Source organism: Nitrosomonas eutropha (assembly GCF_900116685.1).
GTDB lineage: Bacteria > Pseudomonadota > Gammaproteobacteria > Burkholderiales > Nitrosomonadaceae > Nitrosomonas > Nitrosomonas eutropha_A.
On record NZ_FPBL01000006.1, the window covers coordinates 15,205 to 30,988 of the forward strand.

A 15,784-nucleotide genomic window follows, 5' to 3' on the forward strand; every position below is an offset into this window, starting at 1 on the left:
GCTGAATGAACGGCTATGAATCTCTGATCGCTACACTGGCCCTGACCATGGGGAGCTCCTGGGCAAGTGGGATCAATTTGTATGCAGCATTGTTGGTACTCGGTCTGGGCGGTGCCACTGGCAACGTTGCCTTGCCACATGAATTGGCGGTGCTGGAAAATCCCTTTGTTATCGGAGCGGCAGGCGTTATGTATCTCGTTCAGTTTTTTGCTGACAAGATACCGGGCGTGGATAGCATTTCAGATGCCTTGCAGACCTTCGTGCGTATTCCAGCGGGTGCCATGCTGGCAGCGGGAGCGGTGGGGGATGTTTCTCCTGCATTGGAAATTGCAGCGGGCATACTTGGCGGTGGTGCAGCGACAACCAGCCATGCTGCCAAAACCGGTACGCGCCTGATGATCAACACCTCGCCCGAACCCGTATCTAACTGGATTGCCTCGATCAGTGAAGATTTAATAGTGATTGGTGGGCTGTGGACAGCCCTAAATCATCCGATATTATTTCTGATCTTGTTTATTATATTTGTTGGCTTGGCAATCTGGTTGCTGCCAAAACTGTGGAAGCTGATCAGGGCATTGCTGATAAAAACAGCCCGATTTCTGAGGGTCATATCTCCTCCTGTAGTGGCTGATGGTGATACTCGGGAGGACAAAAAGTCTTTTTAGGTTTTTGGGACTTATTGATCAGTTGCCTGTATCTGCTATCTCACCACGAAAAATGAAGTACACCGCACCAAGGATACATAACCCCGCCCAGAGGTAGTCAAGTTTGAGTGGTTCTTTCATGTAGAGCAGGCTGAAAGGCACGAATACAGACAGAGTGATGACTTCCTGCAGGATTTTGAGCTGCCCGAGGGATAAAACACTGAACCCAATGCGGTTTGCCGGTACCTGTAGTATATATTCGAAGAAGGCGATTCCCCAGCTGATAAGAGCTGCCACCAGCCATGGTTTGCTACTTAAATCCTTTAGATGCGCATACCAGGCAAATGTCATGAAGACGTTGCTGATCGATAGCAACCCGATGGTGATCCCAATCTCGCGCATGGTGAAATCCGGTGTTTTGTTAATGGTTATATTTCGTCAAAACGGAGGCAGCCCTGGCGGGCAACAGGTCAAAAGGACTGGGGTCTAGCCTTTTGTAACCCAGGTGGATGATTTATTTCCTTTGAGATAAGTCGATCGTTTGTGTGGCGGCAGCAGATCCAGATCAGGAAACCAGGGCATGTGTAGCGCGGAGAAATTACCGGCAACTCGTATGGCATCAAAAAAATCGCCTTGATAGTATTTTTTGTGATAAATCGCGAAAGTGGTATCAATCGGCGCAGCGTACACTTCCAATTGATCATACTTGAGTGGTTTATTCCAGAACCGCGATTCCCATTGTGATACCGTCACAAATTTTTCGTGAGGAATAATTTTACCCAGACTTCTTGACTTCATCAGGCGATCAGTCAGGCTGTATTTAATCTGGTAAGGCAGGGCAAAACCTGCTTTAAAGCATTTGAAGTGATCACAAACATTGACAAGCTGTTGAATGAAATCTGCCGGTAAGTGTTGATTAAACAGCAAATCCGGATCGGTATAACCGAATATATCCGGCAAGACATCGTAAATTACTTCCTGAAACCCGGTACGTGCACCCATGTTGATTGCAGACCGCACGACAAAGGCTCTTCCTGTCGTGGCGATTTCAGAAAGAGCGGCGAGCGTTCCGGTATCTGTTGACGCGTTGTCGATAATAATCGGTTTAATGAATCGCGCATTGAGCTGCCGTACACAATGATCGACATAAATGCTGTTATTGTAAGATACAACTATTATCGGCACGGCGTTACCCAGAGAATTAACTACCGACCTGATTTGCGTTGCGAGTTTCTGGGCAGGTTTTTTATAAAGGTAGCGATGAAGAAATTTTTTCAACGTTCAATTCGCTTGGTGTTTTGTTAATCCATTTCGAACAATTCTACTGATCTGGATTGCATCAGCTGGACAAACGGTATAGCTGGATCAGGGGATGCAATGAGCTGATCAACCAGTTGTCTTTTTTCTTTCCCTGTAATGACCAAGATGATGCGGCTACTGTTGATAAGCGCGCGCAGGCTCAGGCTGATACGCAAAGAAGGAGCAGCGGGTGGTGTGGCAGGCTGACACAGATTGGCTGAATTCATATCCAGCGTCATGCCAGGAAACAGAGAAGCGATATGTCCATCCTCCCCCATACCAAGGATGATCAGACTGAATGGCAAGGGTAACCTGGATAAGTGCGTATTGAGGTCAGCGACTGCCTGATCAGGATGAGCGTGCTTGGTTTTGAGGGGAATGAAACGAGGTTGTTGCTGCATGTGTTGCAGAAAATGCTCACGTACCAGCCGTTCGTTGGATTGCTCACTGGTTGATTCTACCCAGCGTTCATCGCTCAGCGTTACAAAGACGTGTTGCCAGGGGAGGTTCATTTGTGCCAGCCGGGGAAGGTAAACAGTGGGTGTTCTTCCGCCAGGAACCACCAGACTGGCTTGGCCGTGTTGTGTGATTGCAGTACGCAACGTGATGGCAGCTGATTTTGCCAATGCCTCAGATAATGAGGACAGATCGTTGAAAACGTGACGTTCGATCAAGTGGTTAGTGGACATAGGTCAGGAACAATTTCAACTGATTCCGGAAAGGGGTTGTCATCGCCTGGGCGGACGCGGCCAAGAAATGCAACACCGTTCTGGTGAGCACTTTCATAATCCACCAGCGCATCGCCCACCATCAACACGCGCTCGGGATCAAGTGGGTGGGCTGACAGAATATCCGCTACCAGCGCTTCCTTGAATCGGGGAGAGCCGTGTACTCCAGTAAAGTAGCGTGACAGGCTGCGCCGTTCGACGATCGTACGCAGTTCATTTTCTGGTGTGCCAGAGGCGACGAACAGTGGAATCTGCTCCACCATTCTGTGCAGCAGTACTTCTGCACCCGCGACCGGTTGACAAGCAATGACTGCATTCATGACCAGTTTGGAAAATCGTTGATCCAGTTCCTGCTCTTCTTCCTTAGTAAGGGGCGGGTTATTTAGCAGATTTTGCTGGAAATAATGAAATTTGAGGTAGCGTGACATGCCACCGTTGGTGCGGTGATAATCCACTGCGGCCTGTGCGATCGTTTCACCATGATGGCGATACAGTTCGGCAAAGGCTTGTGCCTTGATATCCCCGGATTCTACGATGACACCATCGAAATCAAAAATAATGGCTTGCCAGTAGTCAATCTGGCGGGTGGTTATGTTCATGCTGGATTATCCGTGGAGGAAGGAGTTGCACTATCTTCTTCGTGGCCATGATCGATCTGCTGGTGAATTTCCTGGATACAGTCGAGCAATCCCTGTCCAAGATCAACATGCTCGTTGAGCACCAGTTTGTGACCAACACGGGGCTGAAATGCATACGGCGTAATCTGGTAATGATGCCCTGGTTTGTCCTGATCCAAATGCAGTGCGACATCCCACGGCATCATTTCCGAGATCATGGTCATGACATCGCGAATGCGCATTTTTTCCTGGCCGGTCAGGATCAGGTGGCGGTTGGCAAATTCCGGAGCAAGCACTTGTACGCTCATGCGGGCAGCGTCTTCGACATGAATATATTCCCGGATGGATTCCCCGCTGCCATGGTAAGTAATGGAATGTTGTTGCACGGCCTCGTGCAGCATACGATAGATGCCGTTGCGTTTGTCCGAGCGTCGGCCATAGAGTGATCCATAGCGCAGAATGGTGTATTCCAGTCCGTAGCGTTCGTGATAGGTTTCGGTGAAGCGCTCGGCGGCCTGTTTACTGGCGCGATAGAACGAGCCGGATTCAGAGTAAACGTAAATGCTACTGGCAAAGATAAAACGTTGTACATCCGTCAGCCGGGCTGATTCGAGTGCATGCATGTTACCGATGACATTGATGCTGGCCGTGGCCAGAGGCTTATCATTGGCCTCATCAATATCAGCGATAGCGGCAAAATTATAGACAACCGCTGCACCCTGAACGGCGCTGGATACCTGGTTGATATCCATCAAATCTCCAATGATCATTTCCTGATCAGGCCGCCGGAACGGGGAGAGATGGCGATCGAACAGACGCACCTGATAGCCTGCATTGGACAGGGCATCGGCAACGTGGCTGCCCAGAAAACCGCCTGCGCCCAGTACAACTGCAATTTGTCCCGGTTGTATTGCTTCACTCATTGATCAGCCCTGCTTCGACCATTCCACGCCACAAATTTTCAGCCGCTTCGATTTCCATGCGCTGCCGTGTTTCTCGCGCAAGTGATCCGATATGAGAAGTCAGTACCGCCTGTTTGCATTCGCGCAGAGGACCCTGGTAGGGCTCCTGCTCGAAGCTATCCAGTGCAGCCGCTTCAATGTGCCCTGAATTGAGCGCTGTGCATAAAGCGGTTTCATCGACTAACCCGCCACGGGCGGCGTTGATGAAAATTGTTCCCGGTTGCATACGCGCAATGGCTTCGGCATCAATTAAATGGTGAACATCCGGAGAGTAGGGTAAGTGGAGTGTCACAATATCAGCCTGTTCAAGCAAAGTATTCAATGAAACGAGTTCAATACCACCGGGTGCCTGTTGCAGATGAGGGTCATGTGCGATGACCTTTGCCTCGAATGCCTGACACAGTTTGGCAACCCGTCGGCCAATATGCCCCAGGCCAACAATGCCTACTGTGCGTGCAGCCAGCAGCCGTCCCTGTGTGCGTGGCCATTCGCCTTCGCGTACGGAACGATCGGTGTGATTGATCTGACGCAGGCAATCAAGCATCAGCCCCAGTGTCAGTTCTGCAACAGCCTGAGCAGGCGCTTCAGGGGTATTGGAAACTTTGATATTTCTTTGCTGAGCAGCTTTCAGGTCAACACTATCCATGCCGGTGCCGCAACGTGCGATGACCCGCAAGGCGCTGGCGCTTGTCAGCACACGTTCTGTCAGTGGTTCAACTCCCGCCAGCAGGGCGACGGTGTCCGTACTGAGTAAATCAATAATTTCATCTTCGGTGAGTTTGCGCCGGTAAGGATTGCCGGTGACGGTGAAGCCTTGTGCCCGCAGTCTCTGTATGGCGGGGTTGTGGTCAAAATCGAAAGAGGAGGTGGAAATGACGATCTTGCTCATAGCGGTGTTCTGATCATGTTCAGGTGAGTACGGCAGAGGGAATCGAGCATGCGGATATCGAGGCTGTATCCCAGAAATGTGAATCCCTGTTTAATCCGTTGCTGCAATGCGGCTAAGTCGGGTTCAACGACATGGATGCCACCTGCTTTGTGATGACGGATACCAGCTTGCAATACTTGCTGAATGGCTGTCTGTACATCGGGATGATCCAGCTCACCCGGTCGCCCCATTGATCCGGATAGATCATAAGGGCCGATGATGTAAGCATCAATACCGGGAGTGGACAGAATGGCATCGATGTTTTCAATAGCTCGGATATGCTCAATCATCACGATAACAACCGCGTTGTTACGTAACCATTGCTGGTATGCCTGGAAACTTGAGCCATAGCCCTGGGCACGTGCCAGCCCTACACCCCGGTTTCCTTCAGGCGGATAATAAACGGCATCGACTGCAGCGCGAGCATCTTCTGCAGATTTGATCATTGGCACCATGATTCCGGTTGCACCGGCATCCATGACGCGCTTGATCTGATCGGGATGATTGGAGGTCAAGCGTACGATTGCTGGACATTGTTGGCCATCCAGCACCTGAATAAGGGCTTGTACTTCGCTTAGCTCCAGTACGCTGTGTTCGGTATCCAGCACTAGCCAGTCAAAACCGGCTTTGGCCATGATCTCAGCAATTGAGGGATGTCCGAGCGTGATCCATGAACCAATGGTCAGTTCACAGCGGGCAAGGCGGGTTTTCAGTGACATAAGCGCTCCAGTCAGGTTCTTTGATATTTGCCCAGTAGGGGATCATTAGCCATCAGCTGTGCAACACGCGCCAGATCTGCCTCGGTATCAACTGCTTGTGTATCGTATTCAGTTTCCACCATCCTGACGTGGCGGCCGTGTTCCAGCAGGCGCAGCATATCAATTGATTCGAGGCGTTCCAGCGGGGTGGGCGGTAACTGGCTGTATTCAAGCAGACAGGTGCGTGTAAAAGGAATGATACAGACCTGCTTGTAAGTAGCAGTTGCTCCAAAGCCACCGGGGGCCAGTGTCGGAATGGGTTGACGGGTCATATATAACGCATTTCCCTGCTGATCCGTGACCACTTTGATGGTATTGGGACTGCGAAAATCGGCTTCATCGTCGATTCGCTTCGTCAGATTGACGCATTCCAGTTTGGGATCATTGTGGAAAGGTGCGACGGCGGTGTCGATCATGGAAGGATGCGTCATTGGCTCATCACCCTGCACCATGACGATCAGATCAGCATCGGTGTGTGCAGCTGCTTCCGCGATGCGGTCACTGGCTCGTTCGTGGCTGTCTGCAGTCATGATGACGGGCGCGCCGAAAGCGATGGCTGCCTGCCGGATGGCTTCGTCACAGGTGGCGATATAAGTTGCGCTCAGCGATTTGCTCATGGCAACACGCTGGTAAACATGCTCCAGCATGGTGCAGTTCAACAGTTGCGCTAACGGTTTTCCGGGAAAACGCGAAGAACCCATGCGTGCCGGAATGATGGCGATTGTTTTCATAGTTATGGGAAAAGTGACTGGCTAAATATGCAGCTATGCAGGAGCGAATAAAATATTTTTTTGCAGTGTGTTGCGGCTGATTTGCCGGATTCATAGATATTATGCACTGTGTATAATGCCACTCTTGCAGGTAACCTTAATCCTTCCTTGTCAATGTTTTGCATAATAACACAGGTTTATTTGACAGCTCTTTCGTCTATCGCTTGGCTGGATATGCTGTTGAACAGTGCAACCATTATGGTAAAAGATCATCCGGGTTCTGTTGTCCTGCGACTGCTGCTGATACATACCGGAGATAGAGGATGATAGATATCAGGAAATTTGAAATACCTGCTGACAAAACAATAGATGTCGTTATTCCGGTTTATAACGCCCCCGATTTGACACGGCACTGTATTGATTCCATTGTCGCGCATCTTAATCAGTCCATTAGACGCATTATCGTTCAGGATGATGCGTCTGGCCACGAAACGAGGGAGATGCTGGATAACCTGCCGTATGATTGTGTTGATGTTTACCATGCGGAGAAAAACCAGGGCTTTGGTTTTTCAGTAAATGTAGCAGTCAACCGATCTGACGCTGACTACGTATTTATCCTTAATTCGGACACCGAAGTCAGTCAGGATTTCCTGCCATTGTTATGCGCAACATTCGCCGCTGACCCTGAATTAGCGGCCATTGTTCCTGCCGGTAACAGTTATGCCCAATATGATCTTGGGCGCTATATGCTGCGGGAAGCAGGCTATATACCCAATTACTATCTTCGCGGACACGCCATACTGATCCGCCGTGATGTTTTTCAGGAAATCGGTGGCTTTGATCCAGCGTTTGGGCGAGGTTATTATGAAGATATTGATCTTGGCCGCCGGCTTGATCTTCATGGATGGCGCTTCGGTATACATTCTGGTGCCTACATTTATCATAAGAAAGGGGGGTCGTTTGGTAATGGACAATCAAAGAAGCAACTCGCACGACGTAACCGTGCCTTGTATCTTTCACGTTATCCTGATGCCCGGCAAAATATCCTGCTGTTTTCGACTAACGGTTCACTTGCAGATTTTCCTTTGCCTATTCTGGTTGCAATGGAGAATGTATTTCGCGAGGGAGGCTATGTACATTGGTTTACTTCGGCGCGATCACCCGCATTGCTATGTCTGCAGATGTATAGTCAGCCGTTGCGTTTAAGTGCAGCAATCTGGATTACCCTTAGGCGCTGGTGGCGCACAGATAGGCGTATCTCTGCTATCTGGATGATGGATGATGTTCCATTTTTATTGCGTACTCTGCTGCTCATCTGGAGCCGTGTGTTCAGACTGGAAGTAAAAGAGCTATTACTTGATGAATCCCCTCTCTCTTGAGTGAGCAATATTGAAGAAGTAACTGCAATATCGTCAGAATAGAGAAGATTTATAAATACGTGGCAAGCTGTTGATTTTAAGGAATATATTTTTAGTGATGGAGCTGTGTTGAGCTGGCGTGAATTGCTGGTGCGGTTTGCACTGGTATTTTTTTGTTTTGCATTATGGCCCAAGGGATTTATATATTGGGGGGTAGGTCTGCTGGTTTTTGTCTGGTTGCTAGACGGAGGATTGTCCAGATTTTTTGACCTGGTAAAGGAGCCTCTGGCCTTGGGTATCTTGGTTTTTTGCGGGGTATGGGTAATCGGCTTGTTGTGGAGTGATCCTGCCGTGGCTTTCCAGGATAGATGGAAGAAATATTTTCTTTTGTTGACGTTTCTCCCTTTATATTCACTTTTGAATAAGGAGCGGCTTCCTTGGGCGATTGGCGGATTGGCTAGTAGCTATTCGGTTATGGTGGTACTGGGTGGCTATAACTGGCTAATACAGGATATGCAGGGAATTCCTTTATTTGGCATGCTCTATTTGCACTACTCGGCAGCTTTGGGAATCGGTGTCATTCTGGCTGTTTTTGGAGGTTGGGTTGCATTAGACAGGGGGGGTAGATTTTTGGCAGTGTTGTTATGGCTGATGGCTTTGTTGTTGTTTCTTCAGTTTAATCAGAGTTCCAGAGGTTTTTTGCTTGCAACATTATTAGCGCTGCTGTTGATGGTTGTTCTGCGGTACCGATCAGAGAGAAAAATGCTCGTGGGTGGTCTGGTTTCGATGATGATTATAGCCGCGCTGTTTGCTGTTAATAGTGATGTTTTCCATGAAAGAGCGCAACAGGTTAGTGCGGATCTGCAATCATTTCAACAGGGGGATTACCAAACCAGCGTGAGTTACCGGTTGGCGATCTGGGATATTGGCTTGCATGGTATTGCTGAGCGTCCGCTGTTAGGGCATGGCTCCGGCATGGCAAAGCAGTATCTTAAAGATGGTTATGTAACTTATAAGCAGGGAATTTACAGAAATTTATCCGAATTTCATGAAGCAAGACATTTTCATAATGAGTTAATCGAAATTGGTGTACATCTGGGATTGCTTGGTATATTGGTTTTTGTATTCTTATTATGGTGCTGGTTCAAAACATTCAGGCAATCCCGGATGACTTTATTGGGCAGTGCAATCGTGTGTTTTATTTTTCTGTCCGGGCTAACTGATACTTTTCTTATAACTAATCGTATTCCACCATTTTTACTCGTAGTGACTGCCATAGCTGTTTGCTGGCAGAGGTATGAAGGAAGCCTTGATCTGATTGATCAAAAGAATCCACAAATTAAGGATGGAATTCGTAAAGTTTCCAGTATTGCTCGATAATGCCAATCCCGCAACCACCTGCTGTTAATAATCCAGATGGATTGATTCCTGTTAATCCGGTGATTGAACATTATATGTACACCCTGACGGAGCAGTTTGATCACCCCACTCTCGATGAAATGGAAGCATTCGCCCGGGAGAAAAATTTTCCGATTGTAGGCAGGCTCGTTGGGATTTCATTGGAAATCCTCGCAAAAATGATAGGTGCACATAGAGTTTTCGAGTTCGGTAGCGGGTACGGGTATTCCGCCTATTGGTTTGGCAAGGCGGTTGGGCCTGATGGTCAAATTGTCTGTACAGATAGCAATCCGGTTAATCAGGAAAGAGCAAAGCAATATCTCGCTGCCGTTGGAATATGGGAGCGGGTGAAGTTTTGCACGGGCTATGCTCAGGATATATTTGCACAGACTGATGGGATATTCGATATCTGCTACAACGATGCGGATAAGGGAGGATATCCGGATATCTGGCGAATAGCCAAAGAACGCATCCGCCCTGGTGGGTTATATATTGCTGATAACGTATTAGGGCGTGGGCGAGTGGCCGTGGATGTCTCTTCAGATATTAAACCAGGCTGGATTGAAGCCATCAGAGAGCATAATCAGCTAATTTGTAAAGATCCGGAGTTTGATGCCTTTATTAATCCGACGCGTGATGGCGTTATCGTGGCGCGCAGAAAAATGGCATAATACAGCTTTGAATTATTTGTCTTTCTATTATTAATCAGTCAGGAGAACTTTTATGCAGATCCATGTGTACGATACCTATGTCAAATCCAAGCGCGGACACACTATGCATTTTGATGTGTTTACTGATGTGAGGGATGATCAGAAGGCGATTGAATTTGCCAAGGAATGGCTTGCTTCGATTGGAGAAGAGGGTGCGGCAGTAACCAGTGAGGAATGCCGTTTTTGCCACAGCCAGAAAGCGCCTGATGAGGTGATTGAGGCGATCAAGCAGAAAGGGTATTACATTTATAAAATGGAAGGGTGTGATTAGCAGATTATCGGCGAGTCGAGGTATTGCGATAATTATGGAGCTTTATACGATGAGATGGATGTTCGCAAAAATACTGATATTGTCAGCTGTTTTTTTTATGACGAGTATTGCAGCACATGCGGTTGAACCAAAATCAATCGGGGAATTTGGTGATTGGATCGCCTATGTGTATATGGAGGAAAGTAACAAGGTTTGTTATATGGTCAGCAAACCCAGTAAGGAGGAAGGTACCTATACCAAGCGCGGGAGTGTTTATGCGCTTATCACCCATCGTCCCGCTGAGAAGAGCAAAAATGTGTTCAGTTTCGTTGCTGGTTACTCATATAAACCAAACAGCGAAGTGACAGTCAGTATCGGCGGCCAGCGTTTCAAATTGTTTACTCAGAATGAAACCGCCTGGACATCTGATTCAGCAACAGATAACAAACTAATGTCAGCAATACGTGGGGGCAATCAGATGGTGGTTAACGGGGTTTCTGCGCAGGGGACGGCAACAACTGATACTTTCGGTTTAAAAGGATCAAGTGCAGCCTATGCTGCCATTTCCAGGGAATGTGGAATTAAATGAGGTGGATGTTATGGGTGATAAAATAACTATTTATCAAAAACCCACCTGCAGCAAATGCCGTGAAGCACTAACTATTCTTAAGGAAAGTGGTAATGAATTTGACAGTATTAATTACTACGATACCCAGTTGACCGTCGGCATGTTGCGCGAGATTGTTCATAAGTTGGGTATTCCGGCAAGAGGGTTGTTGCGTGCAGATGAACCGCTTGCTAAAGGTTCAGAATCAGCGAATGATGAGGAGTTATTACAACTGATGGCAGCCAATCCTGATCTGATTCAGCGCCCAATTGTGATTCGCGGGGATAGTGCAGTACTGGGGCGGCCACCTGAGAAAATAAAGAAGTTACTGGGTGGTTGAAGTTTAATCCATTTCTCAGTCTGTACTTCTCATTGGAGTAGTACGCACTATAAGGTGGATGCACAGAGTGCAGGCAATCAGAATTACCTGCACTTTCAAGTCTGGTAGTTAAATTACTCCACTGCGGCAATACTTTTTTGTTGAACTCTGCGTGCAGGTAATTTCTCCCTGATTCTTGCAGCTTTACCGGTTCTATCTCTCAGGTAATAGAGTTTTGCTCGACGTACTGCGCCACGTCGTTTGACCTCCATGCTTGCAATAAGAGGGGAGTAAGTCTGGAATGTGCGCTCTACTGCTTCCCCACTGGATATTTTTCTCACAATAAATGAAGAATTGAGCCCACGGTTGCGTTTGGCGATAACAACCCCTTCAAAGGCCTGGGTGCGTTTACGATCACCTTCTACGACATTTACGTTGACCACGAGTGTATCGCCCGGCGAAAAATCGGGAATTATTTTCCCCAGCCTTTCTATTTCTTCACGTTCCAGTTGTTCAATCAAGTTCATTTCATTGCTCCTGTTCTTTTATTGTATCTGTCGCCTGGTTGGTAATCGTCAAACATTGTAATTGCTTAAACTCCTCCAGTAATTTCTTTTCCTTGCCAGGGAGGCCTTCTGGATATTTTTTTACTAACAAATCAGGTCTTTTTAGCCAAGTTCTACCAATTGACTGTTGCAGGCGCCAACACTCTATTTTTGCATGGTCACCGGACAGCAGCACTTCTGGTACTAGTTTTTCTTTATAGATATCAGGTCGAGTATAGTGCGGATATTCCAGCAGATGATCAACGTGAGAATCCTGGCTGGCTGATTGCGTATCACCCAATGCGCCAGGTAGTTGCCTGATCACTGCATCAATTAAGACCATGGCCGCCAGTTCTCCACCAGATATTACATAATCTCCGATTGAAACTTCTTCATCTACCTGATCTTCTATTAATCTTTCATCAATTCCTTCGTAACGACCACAGAGCAATATGACTCCAGTTCGTTTGGAAATCTTCAGAATTTTTTCATGATCCAATCGCTTGCCCTGAGGGGAAAGATAAATGACACTGGTTCTGCTAGTTCCATTCCTGGTCTGCCGAATTTTTGCATCTGTGATGGCCCGATCCAGCGGTTCAGCCATCATGACCATGCCAGGGCCTCCACCATAAGGTGCATCATCTACCGTCCGGTAACGGTTTGTGGCGTAGTCGCGCGGGTTCCAGGTGTGCAGATGATATAAATTATTTTTTTTTGCTCTGCCTGTTACTCCGTATTGTGTGACAGCATCAAACATGTCGGGCAACAATGTAATGACGTCAAATTCAAACGGCATAATACAATGCTCAGTAATCCAGTTCCCAATCCACCATGATTTGTCGTGATCCCAGATCTACTTGCCTGACGGCCTGATCTACAAAAGGAATCAATTCTTCTTTGCCGCCAGGGAGCTGAATGCGCAATACATCATTTGCTCCTGTTTCAAATAAGCCGGCTACAGTTCCGATAAATTCGCCTTGCGTGTTAACAACATTGATCCCAATCAAATCTGACCAGTAGTAGCCCTCTTTTCCATCTTCCGATAGTTGAGGGAGTTGACTGCGTGGTACGGCAATTAGTAACCCCTTCAGCTCAGAGGCATTCGTTCGGTCGCTATATTCTTCCAACGTAATAATCAGCAAGCTATCGTGAACAGAGAAAGAGGTCGGATGTACTATTTTCCAGCTTTTTTCATCATTGCTGAGCCACCATGTAGGATATTCCATCAATCCATCAACATACTCGGTGAAAGGAGTAACCTTGATCTGGCCTCTAATCCCGTGTGGAGCAATAACCCGACCCAACACAACCATTGGCTCCTCGCTTATGAGAAGCCCGACTTCACTCTGCTGATTAGGCAGGTTTTTGTTGTCTGCCAAACTGTTTAACGAGCCTGGAGACGGTACTGGATAGCTGTGCTCCTTGAGATTGCCAATGGTTCAGGCGATCCATCTGAATACGCAAACTTTCCTCACCACCCGTAGCCCGAGGGTTGTAGAATCCCACACGTTCTATAAATTTTCCGTCCCGATGGCGACGGGAATCGGCCACTACCATATTGTAAAAAGGACGCTTCTTAGCACCACCTCGTGCCAGTCTTACTACTACCATGTTGCCCCTTGTATAAAGTGGTTATTTGTTAACTAAAACCCGTAATTCTATGGCAATTTTCATATACTTAGCAAGTAATAAATTAAGTTGCCACCCGCTGACTGTGTATATGAAGGGGATCATGGCCGGGTTAAGGTAATCGGTGATATTAATTTAATTATTCAAGTAAAAGTGTATCGTGAGCAATACAATGATTTGATTCTAATGAAATAGCTGTAAAAACCATGAAAAATTCAGATCAGAGTTATTACTTGATTAAGGAGCTGCTTGCAGAGGCCGATCGTTGTGTGGCATGCGGATTGTGTTTGCCGCATTGTCCTACTTATCACCTGACGCATTCCGAAGCGGATTCTCCGCGAGGACGTATTGCACTGATGAGCGGGGTTGCTAATAAGCACATTCCATTGAATGAGAGATTTGTTCAGCATATGGATCGCTGTCTTACTTGTCGTGCCTGCGAGAGAGTGTGTCCAAGTAACGTCGCTTATGGCCGCTTGATTGATAATGCGCGTGTCATGATTCACGAGAACTCATCCTTTATTCAAAAAGAAAATCAAAGTGGAAAGAGTTGGCTGAGGGATTTGCTGGAACAAGAGCTGGTTGTGAAATCTGCTCGATTTGACATGTTGCGGCCAGCATTGCGTCTGTTGGTCGGGAGTGGTTTGCTGTCGTTGTTGTTACGATTGAATGTGCTGAAAAGAAGTGCCTTGACTCAGTCTCTGCTATTTCTGACAACACGTAATCTGCCGGGACAAATATGGCGTGACTCGTACCCAGCCAAGGGTTCTCTGCGCGGCGAGGTGGCGTTGTTTCTGGGTTGTATTGCAAGGCTGATTGATACCGAAACACTGCTTTCAACCATATCCATATTGAACCAGCTGGGCTATACAGTGCATGTGCCAAATGCGCAAACGTGTTGTGGAGCGCTTTATCAACATAGTGGCCAGGTTGATGCGGCAATGTCGCTGGCCCAACAAAATATTCGTGCTTTTGAGGGGATGAATATTCAGGCAGTCATTAGCACTGCTTCCGGTTGTAGTGTTCAATTGACAGAGTATTCGTCACAATTAGAAGATGCCGGGTTTTCTGTGCCGGTAATGGACATCAGTCAATTTCTCGATGCGTGGGAATGGGGTGAAATCAGTTTTGCGCCTTTGTCGCGAAAAATAGCGGTGCATGAACCTTGTACGTTACGCAATACACTGTGTGCTTCAGGCTGTCTGTATTCTGTGCTGCAACATATTCCGGGAATTGAAATGGTGGAACTGCCTGGTAACGATCGGTGCTGTGGTGCGGCCGGTACCTATTTTCTTGATCAGCCCGAATTTGCAGAAGCTTTGCTTGCTGAAAAATTACAAGCTTTTGAACAGACCGGGGCTGATTGCCTGGTGACGGCGAATATCGGTTGTGCCTTGCATATTGCCAACGGGCTGGCGAGAAAAGGAAGAAATATAGAGGTTTTGCATCCGGTAACGTTGCTTGCACGGCAAATGCGTATAAAATGAAAAATAGATTGTTCTGGCGTAAGAATCTGTTCAATATCTCACTGAAGGGTGCATTGCGGTGTTGAAATTGAACTCAAAATGCTCACATACTTCAAGTATGCTCTGCTTTCTCGTTCAATTTTGCCTTGCACTGCATCCCTTGATCGAAACCTTAAACAGGTTCTAAGACGGGCAAAAGAGATTAATGGAGGAATTTTTATGTTGAATGTTGATAAATTGATTATCGGTTTTGATAACGCTCTGCGTACATTGCTGGCTCCTGCGGCTACTTTGCGTCCAATTCCGGGGAAGGATCTGCCTGAGAATGGACTGAGTGAGATTGAAAAACGTGAATCTGCAGCACTGATGCGTATTAATCACGTAGGTGAGGTCTGTGCCCAGGCGCTTTATCAGGGACAGGCACTGACGGCACGCAATGAACAGGTGCGTCAAGCACTGGATCAGGCTGCACGTGAGGAAACGGAACATCTTGCCTGGACAGAGCGCCGAATTGCAGAGCTGGGTGGGCATAAAAGTTTTCTGAATCCGTTGTGGTACGGAGGATCCTTTGCGCTGGGGTTAGTGGCAGGTGCGCTTGGAGATAAATGGAATCTTGGTTTTCTGGCTGAGACAGAACGTCAGGTTGAAGCGCATCTGGCAGATCATTTGCAGCGATTGCCTCATCAGGATGTTCGCAGCCGGGCCATCGTGTCGCAGATGAAAGTCGATGAAGCGTGCCATGCTACCATGGCGGTTTCGTATGGAGGCGGCCCATTGCCTGTGCCGATTAAAGCTGTCATGAAATTCAGCTCTGGAATCATGACACGTACTGCGTACTGGGTATAAGTACGGTAAA

At 47.5% G+C, this 15,784-nt stretch carries 21 protein-coding genes; 9 read left to right on the plus strand and 12 right to left on the minus strand.

Annotation, left to right across the window (positions count from 1 at the left end; all coding sequences use genetic code 11):
• The first annotated feature begins 5 nt into the window (after positions 1-5).
• Positions 6-665, plus strand: coding sequence for a DUF4126 domain-containing protein (locus BM331_RS07430; RefSeq protein ID WP_074928509.1), 660 nt, complete (start codon positions 6-8; stop codon positions 663-665).
• 18 nt (positions 666-683) lie between these two features.
• On the opposite strand, the gene BM331_RS07435 is transcribed toward BM331_RS07430, so the two are convergent.
• From BM331_RS07435 to BM331_RS07470, 8 genes are all read right to left on the minus strand, one after another.
• Positions 684-1,046 (minus strand): DMT family protein, encoded by a 363-nt coding sequence (locus BM331_RS07435; RefSeq protein ID WP_074928512.1) that lies wholly within the window; start codon positions 1,044-1,046, stop codon positions 684-686.
• 84 nt (positions 1,047-1,130) lie between these two features.
• Positions 1,131-1,922: a glycosyltransferase family 2 protein gene (locus BM331_RS07440; RefSeq protein ID WP_074928514.1), complete on the minus strand. Its 792-nt coding sequence runs from the start codon at positions 1,920-1,922 to the stop codon at positions 1,131-1,133.
• A gap of 23 nt (positions 1,923-1,945) precedes the next feature.
• Positions 1,946-2,632: a 6-phosphogluconolactonase gene (gene pgl / locus BM331_RS07445; protein ID WP_074928516.1), complete on the minus strand. Its 687-nt coding sequence runs from the start codon at positions 2,630-2,632 to the stop codon at positions 1,946-1,948.
• On the minus strand, positions 2,614-3,270 hold the full coding sequence (locus BM331_RS07450; RefSeq protein WP_074928518.1) for an HAD family hydrolase: 657 nt from the start codon (positions 3,268-3,270) through the stop codon (positions 2,614-2,616). Before BM331_RS07450 ends, pgl begins: the two co-directional genes overlap by 19 nt.
• Entirely contained in the window at positions 3,267-4,211 is a 945-nt protein-coding gene (locus BM331_RS07455; protein WP_074928521.1) for an NAD-dependent epimerase/dehydratase family protein, read from the minus strand. Before BM331_RS07455 ends, BM331_RS07450 begins: the two co-directional genes overlap by 4 nt.
• Positions 4,204-5,139 carry a phosphoglycerate dehydrogenase gene (locus BM331_RS07460; RefSeq protein ID WP_074928522.1) on the minus strand — a complete coding sequence of 312 codons (936 nt, stop codon included), beginning with the start codon at positions 5,137-5,139 and terminating at the stop codon, positions 4,204-4,206. Before BM331_RS07460 ends, BM331_RS07455 begins: the two co-directional genes overlap by 8 nt.
• Entirely contained in the window at positions 5,136-5,897 is a 762-nt protein-coding gene (locus tag BM331_RS07465; RefSeq protein ID WP_074928524.1) for an HpcH/HpaI aldolase family protein, read from the minus strand. Before BM331_RS07465 ends, BM331_RS07460 begins: the two co-directional genes overlap by 4 nt.
• A gap of 11 nt (positions 5,898-5,908) precedes the next feature.
• The gene (locus BM331_RS07470; protein ID WP_074928526.1) at positions 5,909-6,667 is read right to left on the minus strand and encodes a 3-deoxy-manno-octulosonate cytidylyltransferase; all 759 of its coding nucleotides are present in this window, start codon (positions 6,665-6,667) and stop codon (positions 5,909-5,911) included.
• Positions 6,668-6,969: 302 nt separating this feature from the next.
• On the opposite strand from BM331_RS07470, the gene BM331_RS07475 reads away from it, so the two are divergent.
• From BM331_RS07475 to BM331_RS07500, 6 genes are all read left to right on the plus strand, one after another.
• On the plus strand, positions 6,970-8,025 hold the full coding sequence (locus BM331_RS07475; RefSeq protein WP_074928527.1) for a glycosyltransferase family 2 protein: 1,056 nt from the start codon (positions 6,970-6,972) through the stop codon (positions 8,023-8,025).
• Positions 8,026-8,133: 108 nt separating this feature from the next.
• Positions 8,134-9,384 carry an O-antigen ligase family protein gene (locus tag BM331_RS07480; RefSeq protein ID WP_256214853.1) on the plus strand — a complete coding sequence of 417 codons (1,251 nt, stop codon included), beginning with the start codon at positions 8,134-8,136 and terminating at the stop codon, positions 9,382-9,384.
• Positions 9,384-10,073, plus strand: a complete 690-nt coding sequence (locus BM331_RS07485; protein WP_074928528.1) for an O-methyltransferase — start codon at positions 9,384-9,386, stop codon at positions 10,071-10,073. The genes BM331_RS07480 and BM331_RS07485 overlap by 1 nt, the downstream gene beginning before the upstream one ends.
• 52 nt (positions 10,074-10,125) lie before the next feature.
• On the plus strand, positions 10,126-10,383 hold the full coding sequence (locus BM331_RS07490) for a DUF2024 family protein (RefSeq protein ID WP_074928530.1): 258 nt from the start codon (positions 10,126-10,128) through the stop codon (positions 10,381-10,383).
• Positions 10,384-10,480: 97 nt separating this feature from the next.
• The gene (locus BM331_RS07495; RefSeq protein ID WP_256214854.1) at positions 10,481-10,951 is read left to right on the plus strand and encodes an invasion associated locus B family protein; all 471 of its coding nucleotides are present in this window, start codon (positions 10,481-10,483) and stop codon (positions 10,949-10,951) included.
• A gap of 10 nt (positions 10,952-10,961) precedes the next feature.
• The gene (locus BM331_RS07500; RefSeq protein WP_074928658.1) at positions 10,962-11,309 is read left to right on the plus strand and encodes an arsenate reductase family protein; all 348 of its coding nucleotides are present in this window, start codon (positions 10,962-10,964) and stop codon (positions 11,307-11,309) included.
• 113 nt (positions 11,310-11,422) lie between these two features.
• Here the strand turns inward: BM331_RS07500 and rplS are convergent, their stop codons facing one another.
• From rplS to rpsP, 4 genes are read right to left on the minus strand one after another with little or no spacing between them, the layout of a single operon-like run.
• Positions 11,423-11,815 carry a 50S ribosomal protein L19 gene (gene rplS, locus BM331_RS07505; protein ID WP_074928534.1) on the minus strand — a complete coding sequence of 131 codons (393 nt, stop codon included), beginning with the start codon at positions 11,813-11,815 and terminating at the stop codon, positions 11,423-11,425.
• Position 11,816: 1 nt separating this feature from the next.
• The gene (gene trmD, locus BM331_RS07510) at positions 11,817-12,629 is read right to left on the minus strand and encodes a tRNA (guanosine(37)-N1)-methyltransferase TrmD (RefSeq protein WP_074928536.1); all 813 of its coding nucleotides are present in this window, start codon (positions 12,627-12,629) and stop codon (positions 11,817-11,819) included.
• A gap of 10 nt (positions 12,630-12,639) precedes the next feature.
• Positions 12,640-13,146 carry a ribosome maturation factor RimM gene (gene rimM / locus BM331_RS07515; RefSeq protein WP_074928537.1) on the minus strand — a complete coding sequence of 169 codons (507 nt, stop codon included), beginning with the start codon at positions 13,144-13,146 and terminating at the stop codon, positions 12,640-12,642.
• Positions 13,147-13,186: 40 nt separating this feature from the next.
• Positions 13,187-13,444, minus strand: coding sequence for a 30S ribosomal protein S16 (gene rpsP / locus BM331_RS07520; protein WP_011633564.1), 258 nt, complete (start codon positions 13,442-13,444; stop codon positions 13,187-13,189).
• 224 nt (positions 13,445-13,668) lie between these two features.
• On the opposite strand from rpsP, the gene BM331_RS07525 reads away from it, so the two are divergent.
• Together BM331_RS07525 and coq7 are read left to right on the plus strand one after the other, a co-directional pair.
• Entirely contained in the window at positions 13,669-14,949 is a 1,281-nt protein-coding gene (locus tag BM331_RS07525; protein ID WP_074928539.1) for a (Fe-S)-binding protein, read from the plus strand.
• Between the two features lie 198 nt (positions 14,950-15,147).
• On the plus strand, positions 15,148-15,774 hold the full coding sequence (coq7, locus tag BM331_RS07530; RefSeq protein ID WP_074928540.1) for a 2-polyprenyl-3-methyl-6-methoxy-1,4-benzoquinone monooxygenase: 627 nt from the start codon (positions 15,148-15,150) through the stop codon (positions 15,772-15,774).
• Positions 15,775-15,784 lie beyond the last annotated feature (10 nt).

Coding starts and splice junctions, on each gene's coding strand:
- BM331_RS07430 (WP_074928509.1), top strand. CDS start 6: ATGAACGGCTATGAATCTCTGATCGCTACACTGGCCCTGACCATGGGG.
- BM331_RS07435 (WP_074928512.1), bottom strand. CDS start 1,046: ATGCGCGAGATTGGGATCACCATCGGGTTGCTATCGATCAGCAACGTC.
- pgl (WP_074928516.1), bottom strand. CDS start 2,632: ATGTCCACTAACCACTTGATCGAACGTCACGTTTTCAACGATCTGTCC.
- BM331_RS07450 (WP_074928518.1), bottom strand. CDS start 3,270: ATGAACATAACCACCCGCCAGATTGACTACTGGCAAGCCATTATTTTT.
- BM331_RS07455 (WP_074928521.1), bottom strand. CDS start 4,211: ATGAGTGAAGCAATACAACCGGGACAAATTGCAGTTGTACTGGGCGCA.
- BM331_RS07460 (WP_074928522.1), bottom strand. CDS start 5,139: ATGAGCAAGATCGTCATTTCCACCTCCTCTTTCGATTTTGACCACAAC.
- BM331_RS07465 (WP_074928524.1), bottom strand. CDS start 5,897: ATGTCACTGAAAACCCGCCTTGCCCGCTGTGAACTGACCATTGGTTCA.
- BM331_RS07470 (WP_074928526.1), bottom strand. CDS start 6,667: ATGAAAACAATCGCCATCATTCCGGCACGCATGGGTTCTTCGCGTTTT.
- BM331_RS07475 (WP_074928527.1), top strand. CDS start 6,970: ATGATAGATATCAGGAAATTTGAAATACCTGCTGACAAAACAATAGAT.
- BM331_RS07485 (WP_074928528.1), top strand. CDS start 9,384: ATGCCAATCCCGCAACCACCTGCTGTTAATAATCCAGATGGATTGATT.
- BM331_RS07490 (WP_074928530.1), top strand. CDS start 10,126: ATGCAGATCCATGTGTACGATACCTATGTCAAATCCAAGCGCGGACAC.
- BM331_RS07495 (WP_256214854.1), top strand. CDS start 10,481: ATGACGAGTATTGCAGCACATGCGGTTGAACCAAAATCAATCGGGGAA.
- BM331_RS07500 (WP_074928658.1), top strand. CDS start 10,962: ATGGGTGATAAAATAACTATTTATCAAAAACCCACCTGCAGCAAATGC.
- rplS (WP_074928534.1), bottom strand. CDS start 11,815: ATGAACTTGATTGAACAACTGGAACGTGAAGAAATAGAAAGGCTGGGG.
- trmD (WP_074928536.1), bottom strand. CDS start 12,629: ATGCCGTTTGAATTTGACGTCATTACATTGTTGCCCGACATGTTTGAT.
- rimM (WP_074928537.1), bottom strand. CDS start 13,146: ATGGTTGTGTTGGGTCGGGTTATTGCTCCACACGGGATTAGAGGCCAG.
- rpsP (WP_011633564.1), bottom strand. CDS start 13,444: ATGGTAGTAGTAAGACTGGCACGAGGTGGTGCTAAGAAGCGTCCTTTT.
- BM331_RS07525 (WP_074928539.1), top strand. CDS start 13,669: ATGAAAAATTCAGATCAGAGTTATTACTTGATTAAGGAGCTGCTTGCA.
- coq7 (WP_074928540.1), top strand. CDS start 15,148: ATGTTGAATGTTGATAAATTGATTATCGGTTTTGATAACGCTCTGCGT.